The sequence below is a fragment of the Streptococcus sp. genome (assembly GCF_030825805.1).
In the GTDB taxonomy this organism is placed as follows: domain Bacteria; phylum Bacillota; class Bacilli; order Lactobacillales; family Streptococcaceae; genus Streptococcus.
The window spans coordinates 1-14,213 of sequence record NZ_JAPJPF010000011.1 but is presented as its reverse complement, the minus strand read 5'-3'; the positions used below and the strand labels follow the sequence as shown (position 1 = coordinate 14,213).

Here is a 14,213-nt window from a genome sequence, read left to right as displayed (position 1 = left end):
TGTTTTATAGGGAAAAATCATTCTAGAGACTGATACTAGCTAGGATTTTCTGTCAAAAGTATGTTAAAATATAAGCATGAGAATCCAACAATTACATTACATTATCAAAATCGTCGAAACAGGCTCTATGAATGAGGCGTCCAAGCAACTCTTCATCACCCAGCCAAGTTTGTCCAATGCTGTGCGGGACTTGGAAAAAGAAATGGGAATTGATATCTTCATCCGTAACCCCAAAGGGATCACTCTGACTAAGGATGGGATGGAGTTCCTTTCTTATGCACGACAAGTCGTGGAGCAGACCCAACTCTTAGAAGAACGCTATAAAAACCCAGTAGCCAATCGGGAGCTCTTTAGCGTATCCTCCCAGCACTATGCCTTCGTAGTCGAAGCCTTCGTCTCTCTCCTCAAGAAAAGCGATATGGAGAAATACGAGCTCTTCCTACGGGAGACCAGAACCTGGGAAATCATCGATGACGTCAAGAACTTCCGTAGTGAGATCGGTGTCCTCTTCCTCAATGGGTACAACCGGGATGTCCTTTCTAAAATGCTGGATGACAGCCACCTCAAGGCAACCCACCTCTTCACTGCCCAACCTCATATCTTCGTCAGCAAGACCAACCCTCTAGCTAACAAAGAGGTGGTGAAATTAGAAGATCTAGAAGACTTCCCTTATCTCAGCTACGACCAAGGGACCCACAACTCCTTCTACTTCTCAGAAGAAATCCTCTCCCAAGAGCATCACAAAAAGTCCATCGTCGTCAGTGACCGTGCCACCCTCTTCAATCTCTTGATTGGTCTGGACGGCTACACCATTGCGACTGGTATCCTTAACAGCAACCTCAACGGAGACAATATCGTCTCCATCCCGCTAGATATCGATGACCCAATCGAGCTGGTCTACATCCAACACGAGAAAGCTAGCCTCTCTAAGATGGGTGAGAAATTTATCGAATACTTACTTGAGGAAGTCCAATTTGATAAATAGGAACTAACTAGCTACACATGCACAATAAAAACACCTGAAACAAGTGGATTTCCACTTCTCTCAGGTGTTCTTTTATTGTCTTAATTTCGAAAACACTTGGCCAATCTTCCCTTCGATGACCAGGTCTGCCTGCTTGTCCTGTGGGATACTGGTCCTATTGATGACGACCAGCTTCTCCCCTTGTAAATACTGGATCAGGCTGGCTGCTGGGTAGACGACGAGGGAGGTACCACCGATAATCAGCAGATCTGCCTCTCGGATGGCTTTGGCTGCTTGGCTAAAGATCTCCATATCAAGGGCTTCCTCATAGAGGGTCACATCCGGCTTGACCACCTTGCCACAGTCCAAGCAACGCGGAACAGGCCCTTCCAAAGCTAGAAAGGCTTCCAGATCATAAAAGCGCTGGCAACCCGTACAGTAATTGCGGTCGGCACTACCATGGAGTTTCAAGACTTTTTTAGACCCTGCCATTTCATGGAGACTATCAATATTTTGCGTCACGATTGCCATGAGCTTACCGGTCTCTTCTAGCCAAGCCAGATAGCGATGGGCTGCATTGGGCTTGGCATCTGGATAGAGCAGGTACTTCTTGTAAAAGTCGAAAAAGTCCTCTGGATAACGCTCAAACATGGTATGAGAGACCAGTTGCTCTGCTGTAAAATGGCGCCCTAAGGTGACGCTATAAACACCATCAGAGCTCCGAAAATCAGGGATATTGGACTCTGTTGAGACGCCTGCCCCACCGAAAAAAACAATCCGTTGACTCTGATCAATGATTTCTTGCAACTCTTTCAGTTTATCCATGTCTTCCTCCTTACAAGAGTGCCTCGATAACAGCATTGGCCTGGTCAAAGTAAAAAGGTTCTCGCCGGTAAACAATCCCCGTCTCCTGGGCTAAACTCACCAAGAGTTCCATAAAATGCTGGGAGGAGAAACCAGTCGTCCGGTGCAATTCTTCCTCATCAAAGGGTTTGATCAAGTGGGCCAGAGGATTGCGGACAGATTTCTCCAACTCCCGCAGTTGCTTGGCCGCATCCTTGATGGAATCTGTCAAGTCCAAGAGTAAGATCAACTCCGTCAAACTGGACGAATTGACCGCACTCTCGCTATGGAATTGTTGCAATGCTGGATTTTCAGAGGCCCGGATCTTGTCAAACTTCCAATGGTCATAGCTGGACTCTTTAGAGTTGTGAATGTAGTCCGCAATATCAGGGATCTGCATCTCAATCAAACGCATAAAGATCCGATAAATAGCTGGACTCACCGCCCGAATAAAGTCGATAATCTGCTCGTTGCGGAGCTTGGCTTCTAAATCATACAGATAGTTCGCCAACTGTTCCTCTTCAGGATTTTCATGCCAAAAAAGCTGAAAACCTGTTGCATCTAGCAAGTCAGTTTTCAACTTTTGGTTCATGATTGGTTGGATATTGAGCTCTCGACGCTCGGCCATTAACTGCAATAATATCAAGACCAGTTCTGGCACACTCTTCTGCTTCCTAGCAGAGCGTAGGGCCCGACTATACTGGTAGGTCTGAAGGTCGTAGAGCCACTCATCATGAAGGTTTTCTGTCATTAGTCTGCGATCAAGGTTTCAAGACCAACTTTCATCATATCAGTGAAAGTATTTTGACGTTCTTCTGCAGTCGTATCCTCATCTGGATTGACCAAGCTATCAGAAATGGTCATGATGGCAAGGGCATCCACATGGTGTTGAGCAGCAAGATAGTAAAGAGCCGCTGCTTCCATTTCCACAGCTTTCACGCCCCATTTACCAAGCTCCAAGTTCTTTTCAAAGTAGTTTGAATAGAAGACATCAGAAGACAAGACATTCCCAACGTGAGTGGTCATACCAAGGTCTTTGGCAATGTGGTAGGCCTTATCAAGCAAATCAAAGCTTGCGATTTGTGGGAAATCGTATTGAGGCCAGTCGTTACGGATGATGTTTGAGTTGGTTGCGGCAGCTTGCGCCAAGACCAATTCACGGACGTGGACATCGCCATTCAAAGAACCAGCTGTACCCACACGGATCAATTTCTTCACGCCGTAGTCCACGATCAACTCACGCGCATAGATAGAGATGGATGGCATCCCCATTCCAGTTCCCATAACAGATACACGATGACCCTTGTAAGTACCTGTGTAACCAAACATGTTCCGGACTTCGTTAAAACATACAGCATCCTCAAGGAAATTCTCAGCGATAAATTTCGCACGAAGAGGATCTCCAGGAAGAAGAATTTTATCAGCAATTTCACCTTGCTTAGCAGCAATATGGATAGACATAATTAAGATATAAAGGGTGACAGAGAACAAAGTAAAAATAGGAAACTGACGACGCATCGCAGATGCTAGACAGTTTATCTTTTTTACACAGTTCTCCGCCCGTATTCAGTTCAGCGAATACAGTTAACCCATCCTTTCTTTTTTTATTGAGTGTTTTGAAAAGCTTTCCGCTCGTGTTCAAATCAGAACACATGCTCTACCTTTCTTTTTTATTTTTTTAGAATAGGCGTTAAAGAGGCAAAGTAAAAATAGGAAATCCGACAAAGATGCTACGCATCTAGAAGGATTTATCTTTTTTACACAGCCTCTAGCCCGGGTTCAATTCAAACCCGAACTACCCTTCCTTTAATTTTTTGTTTTGAAAAGCTTTCCGCTCGTGTTCAAATCAGAACACATGCTCTACCTTTCTGTGTGTATTTTTTTGAAAAGCTTTCTGCTCATGTTTACATCGCAACACAAACTCTAGATTTCCGAATTCATCATAGAGGCCAGGCATCAAAAGTGGGGTTTATTCCAGCCCCAACAACCCTGGTTCATTTATATGCTTAGTTAAATTATACCATAAGAAGATAGGTTTCATCTAGCTTATAGGTTAAATCCCCTACATAAAAACTACTGAATCTTATATACTGGAGACTCCTTGATTTTTTTCCCCATGAGATGATCCAATCCTTTGGAGAAACCAACAGTTAGAAAAGCTGTCAGCAAGAGATAGGGAAGAGCTGTTAAGCCTTGTCCAGTAAACCCAAGGACCAAGCCCGTCGCAGATAAGGGAGCTTTTAAGGTCACTGTCAAGAAGATAACCGAACCCAGGAGCAAGAAAGCTGGCGCATTTCCAAAACCAAGTACCAAAGAGATAAGAGCTGCTCCTGCCATTCCTAGTGCAAAGGAAGGCGTCAGAGTCCCTCCATAGGCACCTGCCCAAAAGGTAAGCAGAACGACTAGAGCTTTTAGGGTAAACAGGAGTAGAATCGTCTGCCATGTGGCCCCATTGAGAATCTCCTGAGCCATCATCCGCCCATTTCCAAGCAGGTGGGGCTGAAAGCTTGCTAGACCAGCTAGGAAAACAAATGCTAATGGCAAAGTGATGAGAATTCGTTTGTCCTTAATTCGATAAATGGATGCCTTCTTTGTGAAACGGGCAAAGAGCCAGGCGACTGGAGTAAGGATGACTATTCCAATAAGCATCTGCCATAAGACAGTAGGTGACCAAGTTATTTCAGACACTTGGTAGAGGGCCCGATCTGAGATGACCCAGCCTGCCGTATAAGCAGCCACATAAGTTGTAATCCCAGCCAAGACAAAGCGTTTCATCGAAAATGCCAGCCCCAAGGTTTCAAAGATAAAAAAGACACTGGTTAGTGGTACTTGGTAGACCGCTGCCAAGCCTGCGCCAGCCCCGCAAGCAATCAGAAACATGCGGTCCTGAAACGATAAGTCTAGTGCTCGTACAAGAGGAGGCGCCAGCAAGGCCCCAATCTCCCGTGGTGCCCCTTCTTTTCCAACTGGTGCTCCAGCTCCTACGGCAATAATTTGCCAGGTGGAATGAAGCAACTGTTTCCAGAAATGAAGACGATGATGGGAAGATTCCTCCTTCATCTGGCCCTTAACAGAGAGAATATTTCCCTTTCGCTGTAGGAGATACCAGACCAAGGCTGAGCTGAAACCAACAAGAAACAGACTGAGCCAAATCCGTGAAGGCGCCACTCCATCCGTCAAGAAGCCAGACTGGTGCTCTGAACGACCAAAAGCCAATCCTTCCACTAACTCTAAAAGGTAATGAAGCAGGATACCCGCTAAACCCGAAACAAGCCCTAGCAGACAAGCTGCTAGGACTAGTCTTCGTTTATTGGGAATTGTTTGAAGAGATCTCACAATTCTTTCCAAGGTTCTTACAATTCAGCAAGAATCGCTTTTAGCAATCCTTTAAAGTCACCTTTGACACGTTCTGTCACTTCTACGACTTCTTCGTGGTTGAGCTCTTCTTGGAAACCAGCTGCAAAGTTAGTAATGCATGAAATACCAAGAACTTTCAAACCAGAGTGAGCAGCAACGATGACTTCTGGAACTGTAGACATACCAACAGCATCTGCTCCAAGAGTCTTATACGCACGGATTTCAGCTGGAGTTTCGTATGTAGGACCTGTCACACCGATATAAACGCCATCATCCAATTTAATGCCCAATTTGTCTGCTACTTGATGAGCAGTCTCACGGTATTCTGGAGTGTAAGCTTTGGACATATCAGGGAAACGTGGACCAAAGTCATCCAAGTTTTCACCGATCAATGGGTTTTGACCTGTCATGTTAATGTGGTCAGTAATAGCCATCAAGGTACCAGGACCGAAGCCGATACCTCCAGCAGCGTTGGTGACAAGAACCCCTTCACAGCCCAACACTTTCATGACACGAACTGGGAAAGTCACCACTTCCAATGGGTTTCCTTCGTAGAAGTGGAAACGACCTTGAAGGGCCAAGACTTTACGTCCAGCAAGATCACCATAAACCAATTTACCAGCGTGTCCAACTACTGTTGATTGACCCCAATTTGGAATGTCAGAGTAGTCTACTACGACGGCATTTTCGATTTCTTCGGCTAATTCTCCAAGACCTGATCCAAGGATCAAACCAAACTCAGGAGCTTCGATTCCTTTACCCTTCAAAAATGCTGCTGTTTCATTGATTTTTGCTAATAATGTCATTGTGTTCCTCCTATTATTTCTTAAGTAATGTACCGATTTTGTCAAAGGTATTGGCGTTGCGAATAGTCATCTGGCGATAGAAAGGCATCTTCATCAGATGTTTGTGGTAGGCCGTTTTAGCATAGCTTGCTTCCGAGAATTTCCCCCAGAAAACCGCTAGCTTGCCAAAGTGGATCACTTCTTCTCCTAAATCTAAAGCCAGCAGCTTCTCTTCTACGGATTCCCTACCCAAGCTCTCGGTGTAAAAGAGGACATCCTTACGAGCCATTTCTTTTGACCACCATTCCGGCAAGCTCGCACATTCTGCTTCATAGTCTTCTCGACTCAGGAGAGAAAAGCGCTCAATAAAGGGATAATGGTTCTCAAAGAAGGTCGACAGGCACTCCGCTAATTGGGTCCGCGGAAGATCCGTCGTAAAGAAGATATTGCCACTATTGATGTAGGTTTCCACTTGGCCGAGGCCTAGATCCGTCAATTGTTGACGCAGATCCCCCATGGCTACCTTATTCTTGCCGCCAACATTGATTCCTCTTACGAGTAAGGCAAATCGCGTCATCTTAGACCAATTTATCTAAGAAGCTTTCACCGATCATAGCTTTCTCAACACCGAAGTTATCCGCCACTGTCGCTGAGATATCCGCAAAGTGTCCAACTGGGATCAAGCCACTACCTTTGAAGGATGGGCTGTAAGCCAAGAACGGGATGTACTCACGCGTATGATCAGTACCAGCGTATGTAGGGTCGTTTCCGTGGTCAGCCGTGATCATCAAGAGATCATCTTCTTTCATAGCAGCGATGATTTCTGGCAAGCGCTCATCGAACTCATGCAAGCAATCACGGTAACCGTGTGGATCACGACGGTGTCCATAAAGGGCATCGAAGTCTACCAAGTTAGTGAATGAGAAGCCATGTTTAAAGTCTTCTGATTTCATTGCCTTAATCAAGTTGTCAATACCGTGGCTGTTTGATTTGTTGTGGCCCATATCGTGGTTGATACCAGCACCATTGAAGATATCACTGATCTTACCAACTGAGTAAGTATCGATACCAGCTTCATTCAATTTGTCCAAAACAGTTGGCGCAAATGGTGAAACGGCCAAGTCACGACGGTTAGCCGTACGTGTGAAGTTTCCTGGCTCTCCAACATAAGGGCGAGCAATGATCCGTCCAAGAAGAGCTGGACGTTCCAATGTGATAGAACGAGCGTATTCACAGATACGGTAGAGTTCATCCAAAGGAATGATGTCTTCGTGGGCTGCGATTTGAAGAACTGGGTCAGCTGATGTATAGATGATCAACTCGCCTGTTTCCATTTGACGTGGTCCGAAGTCATCAATAACCGCAGTACCAGAATAAGGTTTGTTAGCTTCGCGGATGACCTTACGACCTGAGAATTCTTCAATCTTAGTAATAATTTCTTCTGGGAAACCATTCCAGAAAGTATCAAACGGTTCTGTAATATTAAGACCCATGATTTCCCAGTGACCTGTCATGGTATCTTTTCCAAGAGAGACTTCTTCTAACTTCGTTGCGTAACCAGTTGGATTGCTCTCAGCAGGTACAGTCTTTAAGGGTTGTTCACGCGGAATATTTCCAAGACCAAGCTTTGCCATGTTTGGTACATTCAAACCAACTGCTTTTGAGATGTGTCCAAGTGTGTCAGATGCGCCATCAGGTACACCAGCATTGACAAAGTTATTAGCATCTGGAGCTGCTCCGATCCCTACTGAATCCAATACAACTAAATGCATACGATTAAATTTTGGCATTTTGAATGTCTCCTTTATAATTTAAACTGAATACAGTATAACACAAATTTTTGAAAATGTAACGCTTTCATATAAAATTTTATAAATAAGTTTCATATCCGTAGAAAAAAGGACAAAATGCCCTTTTTAAAGTGATTTGCTAATGATTTTTGGACCTTCTGGTGTCCCTACGATGACTTTAGAAACCATTCCTAAGAAGAGACCATGGTCGACAACACCGACAGTCCGGTCCAACTCTTCTGCTAAGGCTTCAGCATCTGGGATCACTTTCAAATCCAAATCAATGATAAAGTTGCCTTGGTCGGTCACAAAGCGCTGGCCATCTTTCTCACGATAAGCTGGTGAATAACCCTTCTTCTCAAAATGACGGAAAAGATTCTCTGCTCCGTATTGAACCACTTCTACCGGCAGTTTAAAGGCACCAAGCGTCTCCACTTGTTTAGACTCATCGACAATCCAGATGCAGTCTTTTGAGTTGGTCGCAACGATTTTCTCCATTAAGAGGGCACCGCCCCCACCTTTAATCCCGTTCAAAGCTGGGTCTACTTCATCCGCACCATCTACGGTCAAGTCTACCACTTCTACATCGTCAATGGCTTTGAGAGGAATTCCCAAACCTTCTGCCTGTTCATAGGTCACGCTTGAGGTCGTTACAGCAGTAATCTTCAAGCCTTCCTCCTTGATGCGACGTCCCAATTCAGCCACAAAATAATAAGCAGTTGACCCTGTACCAAGACCGACAATCATGCCGTCAGTAACAAACTCAGCCGCCTTAATGCCAACCTGTTCTTTTAGGTTTACCATCATAGACCTCCATTTCTATTCATATTTAGTATAGCATATTGGCCGACAGATTTCACTAGTTAACTGAAAACCTTTTCAACCTCTCCTTCTAAAAGCAATATCTTGCCCCTCTTGCTAGTTTACGATAGAATAGAAGAGAATACACAGGAAAAGAGAAGATACATGATTACTAGAGAATTTGATACTATCGCTGCGATCTCGACTCCGTTCGGTGAGGGGGCTATCGGAATTGTCCGCCTAAGCGGAACGGATAGCTTTAAAATCGCACAAAAGATCTTCAAGGGTAAAGACTTGAATAGTGTGGCTAGCCATACCCTCAACTACGGCCATATCGTGGATCCAGATAAGGATGAGATCCTCGACGAAGTCATGGTTGGAGCCATGCGCTCTCCTAAGACCTTCACTCGCGAAGACATCATCGAGATCAATACCCACGGCGGGATTGCGGTGACTAATGAAATCCTGCAATTGGTGATCCGCGAAGGTGCTCGATTAGCTGAGCCAGGTGAATTTACCAAGCGGGCCTTCCTCAATGGTCGTGTCGATTTGACCCAGGCTGAGGCGGTCATGGATATTATCCGAGCTAAGACTGACAAGGCTATGAACATCGCTGTCAAACAGTTGGACGGATCCCTCTCTGATCTCATCAACAACACGCGCCAAGAGATCCTCAATACCCTGGCTCAGGTCGAAGTCAATATCGACTATCCTGAGTACGACGATGTCGAGGAAGCAACGACTGAGATCATCCGTGAGAAGACCACTGAGTTTGAAGCCCTCTTGACTAATCTCCTCAAGACAGCTCGCCGTGGCAAGATCCTCCGCGAAGGGATCTCTACTGCTATCATCGGCCGGCCAAACGTCGGCAAGTCTAGCCTTCTCAACAACCTCCTGCGTGAGGAAAAAGCTATCGTGACCGATATCGAAGGGACAACCCGTGACGTCATCGAGGAATACGTCAACATCAACGGGGTGCCCCTCAAGCTGGTCGACACAGCTGGGATCCGCGAGACCGAGGACATCGTCGAACGCATCGGGGTGGAGCGCTCTCGCAAAGCCCTTAAAGAAGCCGACCTGGTCCTTCTGGTCCTCAATTCCAGTGAACCCTTGACCGATCAGGATCGCCAGCTCCTTGAAATCTCTCAAGATAGCAACCGCATCATCCTCCTCAACAAGGTCGATCTCCCGCAGCAAATCGAGTTGGACGAGATTCCTGCCGATCATATCAAGATTTCCGTTCTGAAAAACCAAAATATCAACCAGATCGAAGACCGAATCAATGCCCTCTTCTTCGAAAATGCTGGCCTGGTCGAGCAAGATGCTACTTATCTCTCAAATGCCCGCCACATCTCTCTCATTGAGAAAGCTGTTGAAAGCCTCCAAGCAGTCAACGAAGGCCTGGCCATGGGTATGCCAGTGGACCTGCTTCAAGTCGATCTAACCCGCACTTGGGAAATCCTTGGAGAGATCACAGGGGATGCTGCTCCAGACGAGCTCATCACCCAACTCTTCAGCCAGTTCTGTCTTGGTAAGTAAATCAATTAAAAGATACTATACTATTAGAGACTTTCCTTAGGTGAGTACGGACGTCAGCGAACTTCGAAGAAGTTCCATGACTTAGTTTTGAATCTAACGTTTCAAAACTCCCGAGTGCTTGAAACAATAATGTTTCAAGCACTTTTCTCACGGCGGAAAGTCTCAAGTATTTCTTCAAAAATAAAATTTGTTTAACAGCTACAGTATCACTCATTATTAAAAAATTGTAAATCACTTTTTATATAATAACAAAAATGCGTATGTGTGCAAACATACGCATTCTTTTTTATTTCCCTTGTTCTAATCGCTCGACGGTTTGATAGTCTTGGTAGACCAAGAAGAGTCCTACTGCTGTCAAGAATGGAATAGCGAGAGGGAGTTCTGTCTCGATTTGACCAAATGGTGAATTGCCGACAAAGTGAAGGCCAAAACCAGATACAAAATAGAACCAACCAGTGGACATCAACTCCTTGCGACCTTTTGTCGCTTGAACGATTAAGATGAGACCCACCATGAAGAGGGCTGTGTAGACCCAGTGTGATACGACCCCATTCATGACCCGACCTAGGATACCAGATACTGCGTAAGCAAAACCTTCTGGCATATCTTGACGGATATAGGCAAAGTCCTCCACAATCTGGAAACCAAGACCAGACGCAATCGCTAAAAGGAAGATGGATTTGATCCGACGCACATTGAACAAGTAGAGAACAAAGAAGATCGGAATCAACTTGAAGGGTTCCTCAAAGAGTGGTCCTGCGATGGCACTCTCATACTGGTTCCAAAAATCGCTATTTGGCGCTACCGCTTGAATCATCTCGTGGAAATAGGTATTGGCAAAACTTGACAGCCAACCTGCGATAAAGCCCCCACCTAGAAGAGAAAAAAGAACCGGAATCCAAGACAACTTCCACTTCTTGGCGAAATGAAAGAGAGCCCAAACTGCAGGAATCGCATAAACTAGGAGCAAGAGGACAGAGATACCAATGATCCCATACTGACTGCCTGTCATCCAACCAGCTGTGATAGACTGCGTCTCATAGGCCAGACCAATCGAGAGCAAGAATAAAAATAGAAACAAAATCGATTTGCGTTTCATAAAAAACCTTTCTTCAAAACAATTAAAAAGGCTGGAAAACCAGTCTTTTTATCTATAAGGCTATTGTAACAGGAAAAGCTTAAAAAAACAATAAAAGGCTACGGAAATGGCGACTACTGATTGCTGCTAATTATTTATGACATTTTGGACCATTCGAAATAACAGAGCTCTTAGTGATTGGTTGCTTTTTATTGTAAAACTAACTGATTTCATCATAGACTACTTTCTTACTATCTTAACTATATAGGGAGATTTTTTCTAGTTCGAATTAGAGAAAACTTTTCAGCCTCGATTGGTAGAGAGCAATAATACAAATGTCCATACCTACTTTCAACTAAATTCTCCTTCTTCCATAGTCCGTTTCTTTTTAAAAATTGTATATCGTCAGAAACAATAGTTACCCATGAATTAGGCTTATCTAAATTATCGTCACTTCGTTGAAAAATATCCCATTTCTGTTCATTGAACCAAATATGATTTATAATTTTATACTTTTTTTCAATCTGTTTTTCTGTCAAGTATTCTCTATATTGTTTCAATTCTGAATCAAATAATTTATAACCATTATTCTCTGATAAAGGATCATAGGAAATCAAATATTATCCTGTACTATCACAATCAAAGTATTGATGTTCAATTCCATCAACAACTATGTATAATTTATCCATCATCCCTCCACGTAATACATTTTACCATTTTTATTGACTCTACCACCAAAGTCTTCCAAACCTTGTTTATATAGAGGTAATTTCCCATCATAAATGCCTTTGATCAAAAAGCCATAATTGATATAGAAAGACTTCTCAAAGTTAGATTTTTAAAAGCCAATAAATACCTTTAAATCAGTATTTTCAAATGTATAATATTTATTTTCATAAGCAAAACCTTGTGATTTCAAAGTTTCGCCAACAATTTTTTTGAATTCTGTGTTATTCATTAATTACTATAACCTCAGATACCTAAATTTTTATAGTTTACTTCGTTTCTTGGTAGTCTTCAAAAATCTTTTCCAATAGAGTTAATCAATTTTTCGTATGACTTTCACTGAGCATTAATAAATATCAATCCTTCTAACACGAAATTCAACAAATTCACCATTCTCAAGATCATTTGGAATTCCTCCACCTATATTAATCAAAAATTCTCCTACCTGAGCGATATTTCTTGTTTTATCAATTATTTTAGCAATTATAAAATATTCAAAACTATTCAGGTGCTTTACTAGAAATAATTTATCTTCGCTTTTATATACGTCTCCATCAACAATAGCATATAGCATGTCATCAAACTTTCCCCCAATCTTTCCAAAAAATTCATCTGAAAAGCAAACTAATTCATATTGATTATCCGATAAAGTGACCTCCGCTTCTTTGGTATCAATATCTATCCATTCTATTTTTTTTACAAAAATCATTAAATTTCTCCTTAACGTTGAAATCCTAGACTAGGTCCCTTTTTGATAAGATAATCAACAGTTTTTGCATGATATGTCGTTATATTTCCAGTATTTAGATCTAATCCGACAAAGGCGTACAAAGTATTTTTGCCTTCATATTCTATAAATTTTACATATGCATTTAATTCTGGTACATAAGTACCCGTTTCAATTACAAAATTTGCGTCTTTTAAATATTGTTCTATTGAGTAATCCGTTCTTTTCAATGCGTGAGCAACCTCTGCACTGTGTTTATCAAAATGATTCACTAATTTTTGCTTACTATTAAACTGTAAATTTGCATTCTGTGCTTTTCCTACAGATGGTACTGAATTGTTCTCGAATTCTACCCTTGACACCACTGAAGAATTTCCAGAACTTGGTTGAAAAGTTGGTTTTGGAAAACTGGCATCCCCAGAGCTATGTATATCCTTCACCTTCGGTACATCAACATCACTTGGCTCGACTCCGCCGACAACTCCAGCTACACTTTCTGCTGCCACCTGGCAAATCAACTGCTAGGTCTGGTGTACCACCACGACCAAACTTCGTATTCATATAATCGCTCGCCTTGCCGAAACCAAAGCCCATCACTTGGCTCAACACCAAATTCTGAAGCGCAAGGTACTAGTCGGAAAGAGTTTCCTTTTCCCATTATACCAGATTAAAATCAAGTACAGAAAGGATGGGAAAGTCTCATTAATAATGAAAAAGAAAAGACAAACGTCTCTTCTTATATTCACTTCCCTGAACTCACTCCGGCAATTCTACCTTCAAGCTCATATCCGTTGGTTGCAATACCTTCTGAACAGCTGTGAGAAAGGCTAGTCCATTATCCGATGGAGAATACTGGAATGTGATATGGATGACTTTTTTATCAAAGCTATCGCCATATCTCTCTACATATTGCTTGCTTTCAAGGAAATGAATATAATTGTTAATTTTTTCTTGCAGAATTTCAAGATGGACTGCTTCTATTTCTTCCTCCCAGCCGATTGAATCCACCAGAAGAAGCTCTAAATGATTATCAACTTTACCAATAGCGTCAAGTTCAGTTGGTTTTAGTTCTGAACTAATAGCTTTTCGTATCAGTTTTTCAAATTCTTGAATAGAAAACAACTGTTTAATGGATGATGGATTTACCAAAATACGAACCGGTGAGGATCTAAAGTAATTTTGCCTAGCTACTTCTTTACTCTCCTTTGTCACCCATTCTCCAGTTTGTAAGAATAGCTCAACCTCATAAGCATCCTGTTCTGACCTTAAAGCCTTGTCCACAAATTCTTTACTAACTGGATAAGTAACTTCTATATCTTGAAAACCTCCTGTCATCCAGGACATTGTATATTTGCCATTTTCTTCAGTTATAATAAACCCATTTTCTTTTATAATTCTCATATCGTCTTATTCCTTCACAGGAATCTAGTTCCTAACACTTAATCCAATCTCATTATAAGGAGAGAAATCCCAATCAAATTAGTACCTATACTTTCTCCTATTATACCACACCATGGATATCTTATGAACTTGTTCAAAATTTGGTCAAAAAAAAGAGAGTGGGACAGAAATCGGTAATTCGTTAGAATTCGATTTCGTCGTC

At 42.7% G+C, this 14,213-nt stretch carries 15 protein-coding genes; 2 read left to right on the top strand and 13 right to left on the bottom strand.

Annotated elements, in window-relative coordinates; translation table 11 throughout:
• Nucleotides 1-76 precede the first annotated feature (76 nt).
• Nucleotides 77-985, top strand: a complete 909-nt coding sequence (locus RCH62_RS02895) for a LysR family transcriptional regulator (protein ID WP_048689847.1) — start codon at nucleotides 77-79, stop codon at nucleotides 983-985.
• Nucleotides 986-1,057: 72 nt separating this feature from the next.
• Here the strand turns inward: RCH62_RS02895 and RCH62_RS02890 are convergent, their stop codons facing one another.
• From RCH62_RS02890 to rpiA, 8 genes are all read right to left on the bottom strand, one after another.
• A complete protein-coding gene (locus RCH62_RS02890; protein WP_140813954.1) occupies nucleotides 1,058-1,789 on the bottom strand; it encodes an NAD-dependent protein deacylase in 732 nt (243 codons plus the stop codon).
• Nucleotides 1,790-1,799: 10 nt separating this feature from the next.
• Nucleotides 1,800-2,558, bottom strand: a complete 759-nt coding sequence (locus tag RCH62_RS02885) for a hypothetical protein (protein WP_140813953.1) — start codon at nucleotides 2,556-2,558, stop codon at nucleotides 1,800-1,802.
• Entirely contained in the window at nucleotides 2,558-3,268 is a 711-nt protein-coding gene (gene deoD / locus RCH62_RS02880) for a purine-nucleoside phosphorylase (RefSeq protein WP_048716249.1), read from the bottom strand. The genes RCH62_RS02885 and deoD overlap by 1 nt, the downstream gene beginning before the upstream one ends.
• Before the next feature lie 612 nt (nucleotides 3,269-3,880).
• Nucleotides 3,881-5,143: a chloride channel protein gene (locus tag RCH62_RS02875; RefSeq protein ID WP_306474582.1), complete on the bottom strand. Its 1,263-nt coding sequence runs from the start codon at nucleotides 5,141-5,143 to the stop codon at nucleotides 3,881-3,883.
• Nucleotides 5,144-5,160: 17 nt separating this feature from the next.
• A complete protein-coding gene (locus RCH62_RS02870) occupies nucleotides 5,161-5,970 on the bottom strand; it encodes a purine-nucleoside phosphorylase (RefSeq protein ID WP_061563907.1) in 810 nt (269 codons plus the stop codon).
• A 13-nt stretch (nucleotides 5,971-5,983) separates the two neighbouring features.
• Nucleotides 5,984-6,526, bottom strand: a complete 543-nt coding sequence (locus tag RCH62_RS02865; RefSeq protein ID WP_306474581.1) for a DUF1697 domain-containing protein — start codon at nucleotides 6,524-6,526, stop codon at nucleotides 5,984-5,986.
• A 1-nt stretch (nucleotide 6,527) separates the two neighbouring features.
• Entirely contained in the window at nucleotides 6,528-7,739 is a 1,212-nt protein-coding gene (locus RCH62_RS02860) for a phosphopentomutase (protein WP_156676335.1), read from the bottom strand.
• Between the two features lie 126 nt (nucleotides 7,740-7,865).
• Nucleotides 7,866-8,543, bottom strand: a complete 678-nt coding sequence (rpiA, locus tag RCH62_RS02855) for a ribose-5-phosphate isomerase RpiA (protein ID WP_040803071.1) — start codon at nucleotides 8,541-8,543, stop codon at nucleotides 7,866-7,868.
• Between the two features lie 162 nt (nucleotides 8,544-8,705).
• Here rpiA and mnmE point away from each other — a divergent pair, with 162 nt between their 5' ends.
• The gene (gene mnmE, locus RCH62_RS02850; RefSeq protein ID WP_306474580.1) at nucleotides 8,706-10,079 is read left to right on the top strand and encodes a tRNA uridine-5-carboxymethylaminomethyl(34) synthesis GTPase MnmE; all 1,374 of its coding nucleotides are present in this window, start codon (nucleotides 8,706-8,708) and stop codon (nucleotides 10,077-10,079) included.
• Nucleotides 10,080-10,365: 286 nt separating this feature from the next.
• Here the strand turns inward: mnmE and RCH62_RS02845 are convergent, their stop codons facing one another.
• The 5 genes from RCH62_RS02845 to RCH62_RS02825 form a co-directional block, all read right to left on the bottom strand.
• Complete coding sequence (locus RCH62_RS02845) at nucleotides 10,366-11,178, bottom strand: PrsW family glutamic-type intramembrane protease (RefSeq protein ID WP_306474579.1); 813 nt, start codon at nucleotides 11,176-11,178, stop codon at nucleotides 10,366-10,368.
• Nucleotides 11,179-11,417: 239 nt separating this feature from the next.
• On the bottom strand, nucleotides 11,418-11,774 hold the full coding sequence (locus RCH62_RS02840; RefSeq protein WP_306474578.1) for a hypothetical protein: 357 nt from the start codon (nucleotides 11,772-11,774) through the stop codon (nucleotides 11,418-11,420).
• A 455-nt stretch (nucleotides 11,775-12,229) separates the two neighbouring features.
• Nucleotides 12,230-12,592, bottom strand: a complete 363-nt coding sequence (locus RCH62_RS02835; protein ID WP_126404154.1) for a hypothetical protein — start codon at nucleotides 12,590-12,592, stop codon at nucleotides 12,230-12,232.
• An 11-nt stretch (nucleotides 12,593-12,603) separates the two neighbouring features.
• The gene (locus RCH62_RS02830; protein WP_185946458.1) at nucleotides 12,604-13,116 is read right to left on the bottom strand and encodes a hypothetical protein; all 513 of its coding nucleotides are present in this window, start codon (nucleotides 13,114-13,116) and stop codon (nucleotides 12,604-12,606) included.
• 250 nt (nucleotides 13,117-13,366) lie between these two features.
• The gene (locus RCH62_RS02825) at nucleotides 13,367-14,011 is read right to left on the bottom strand and encodes a DUF6572 domain-containing protein (RefSeq protein WP_306474577.1); all 645 of its coding nucleotides are present in this window, start codon (nucleotides 14,009-14,011) and stop codon (nucleotides 13,367-13,369) included.
• Between the last annotated feature and the right edge of the window lie 202 nt (nucleotides 14,012-14,213).

What these genes read in the sequence shown, in the direction of transcription:
- RCH62_RS02895 (WP_048689847.1), top strand. Translation starts at nt 77, where the DNA reads ATGAGAATCCAACAATTACATTACATTATCAAAATCGTCGAAACAGGC.
- RCH62_RS02890 (WP_140813954.1), bottom strand. Translation starts at nt 1,789, where the DNA reads ATGGATAAACTGAAAGAGTTGCAAGAAATCATTGATCAGAGTCAACGG.
- RCH62_RS02885 (WP_140813953.1), bottom strand. Translation starts at nt 2,558, where the DNA reads ATGACAGAAAACCTTCATGATGAGTGGCTCTACGACCTTCAGACCTAC.
- deoD (WP_048716249.1), bottom strand. Translation starts at nt 3,268, where the DNA reads ATGTCTATCCATATTGCTGCTAAGCAAGGTGAAATTGCTGATAAAATT.
- RCH62_RS02870 (WP_061563907.1), bottom strand. Translation starts at nt 5,970, where the DNA reads ATGACATTATTAGCAAAAATCAATGAAACAGCAGCATTTTTGAAGGGT.
- RCH62_RS02865 (WP_306474581.1), bottom strand. Translation starts at nt 6,526, where the DNA reads ATGACGCGATTTGCCTTACTCGTAAGAGGAATCAATGTTGGCGGCAAG.
- RCH62_RS02860 (WP_156676335.1), bottom strand. Translation starts at nt 7,739, where the DNA reads ATGCCAAAATTTAATCGTATGCATTTAGTTGTATTGGATTCAGTAGGG.
- rpiA (WP_040803071.1), bottom strand. Translation starts at nt 8,543, where the DNA reads ATGGTAAACCTAAAAGAACAGGTTGGCATTAAGGCGGCTGAGTTTGTT.
- mnmE (WP_306474580.1), top strand. Translation starts at nt 8,706, where the DNA reads ATGATTACTAGAGAATTTGATACTATCGCTGCGATCTCGACTCCGTTC.
- RCH62_RS02845 (WP_306474579.1), bottom strand. Translation starts at nt 11,178, where the DNA reads ATGAAACGCAAATCGATTTTGTTTCTATTTTTATTCTTGCTCTCGATT.
- RCH62_RS02835 (WP_126404154.1), bottom strand. Translation starts at nt 12,592, where the DNA reads ATGATTTTTGTAAAAAAAATAGAATGGATAGATATTGATACCAAAGAA.
- RCH62_RS02825 (WP_306474577.1), bottom strand. Translation starts at nt 14,011, where the DNA reads ATGAGAATTATAAAAGAAAATGGGTTTATTATAACTGAAGAAAATGGC.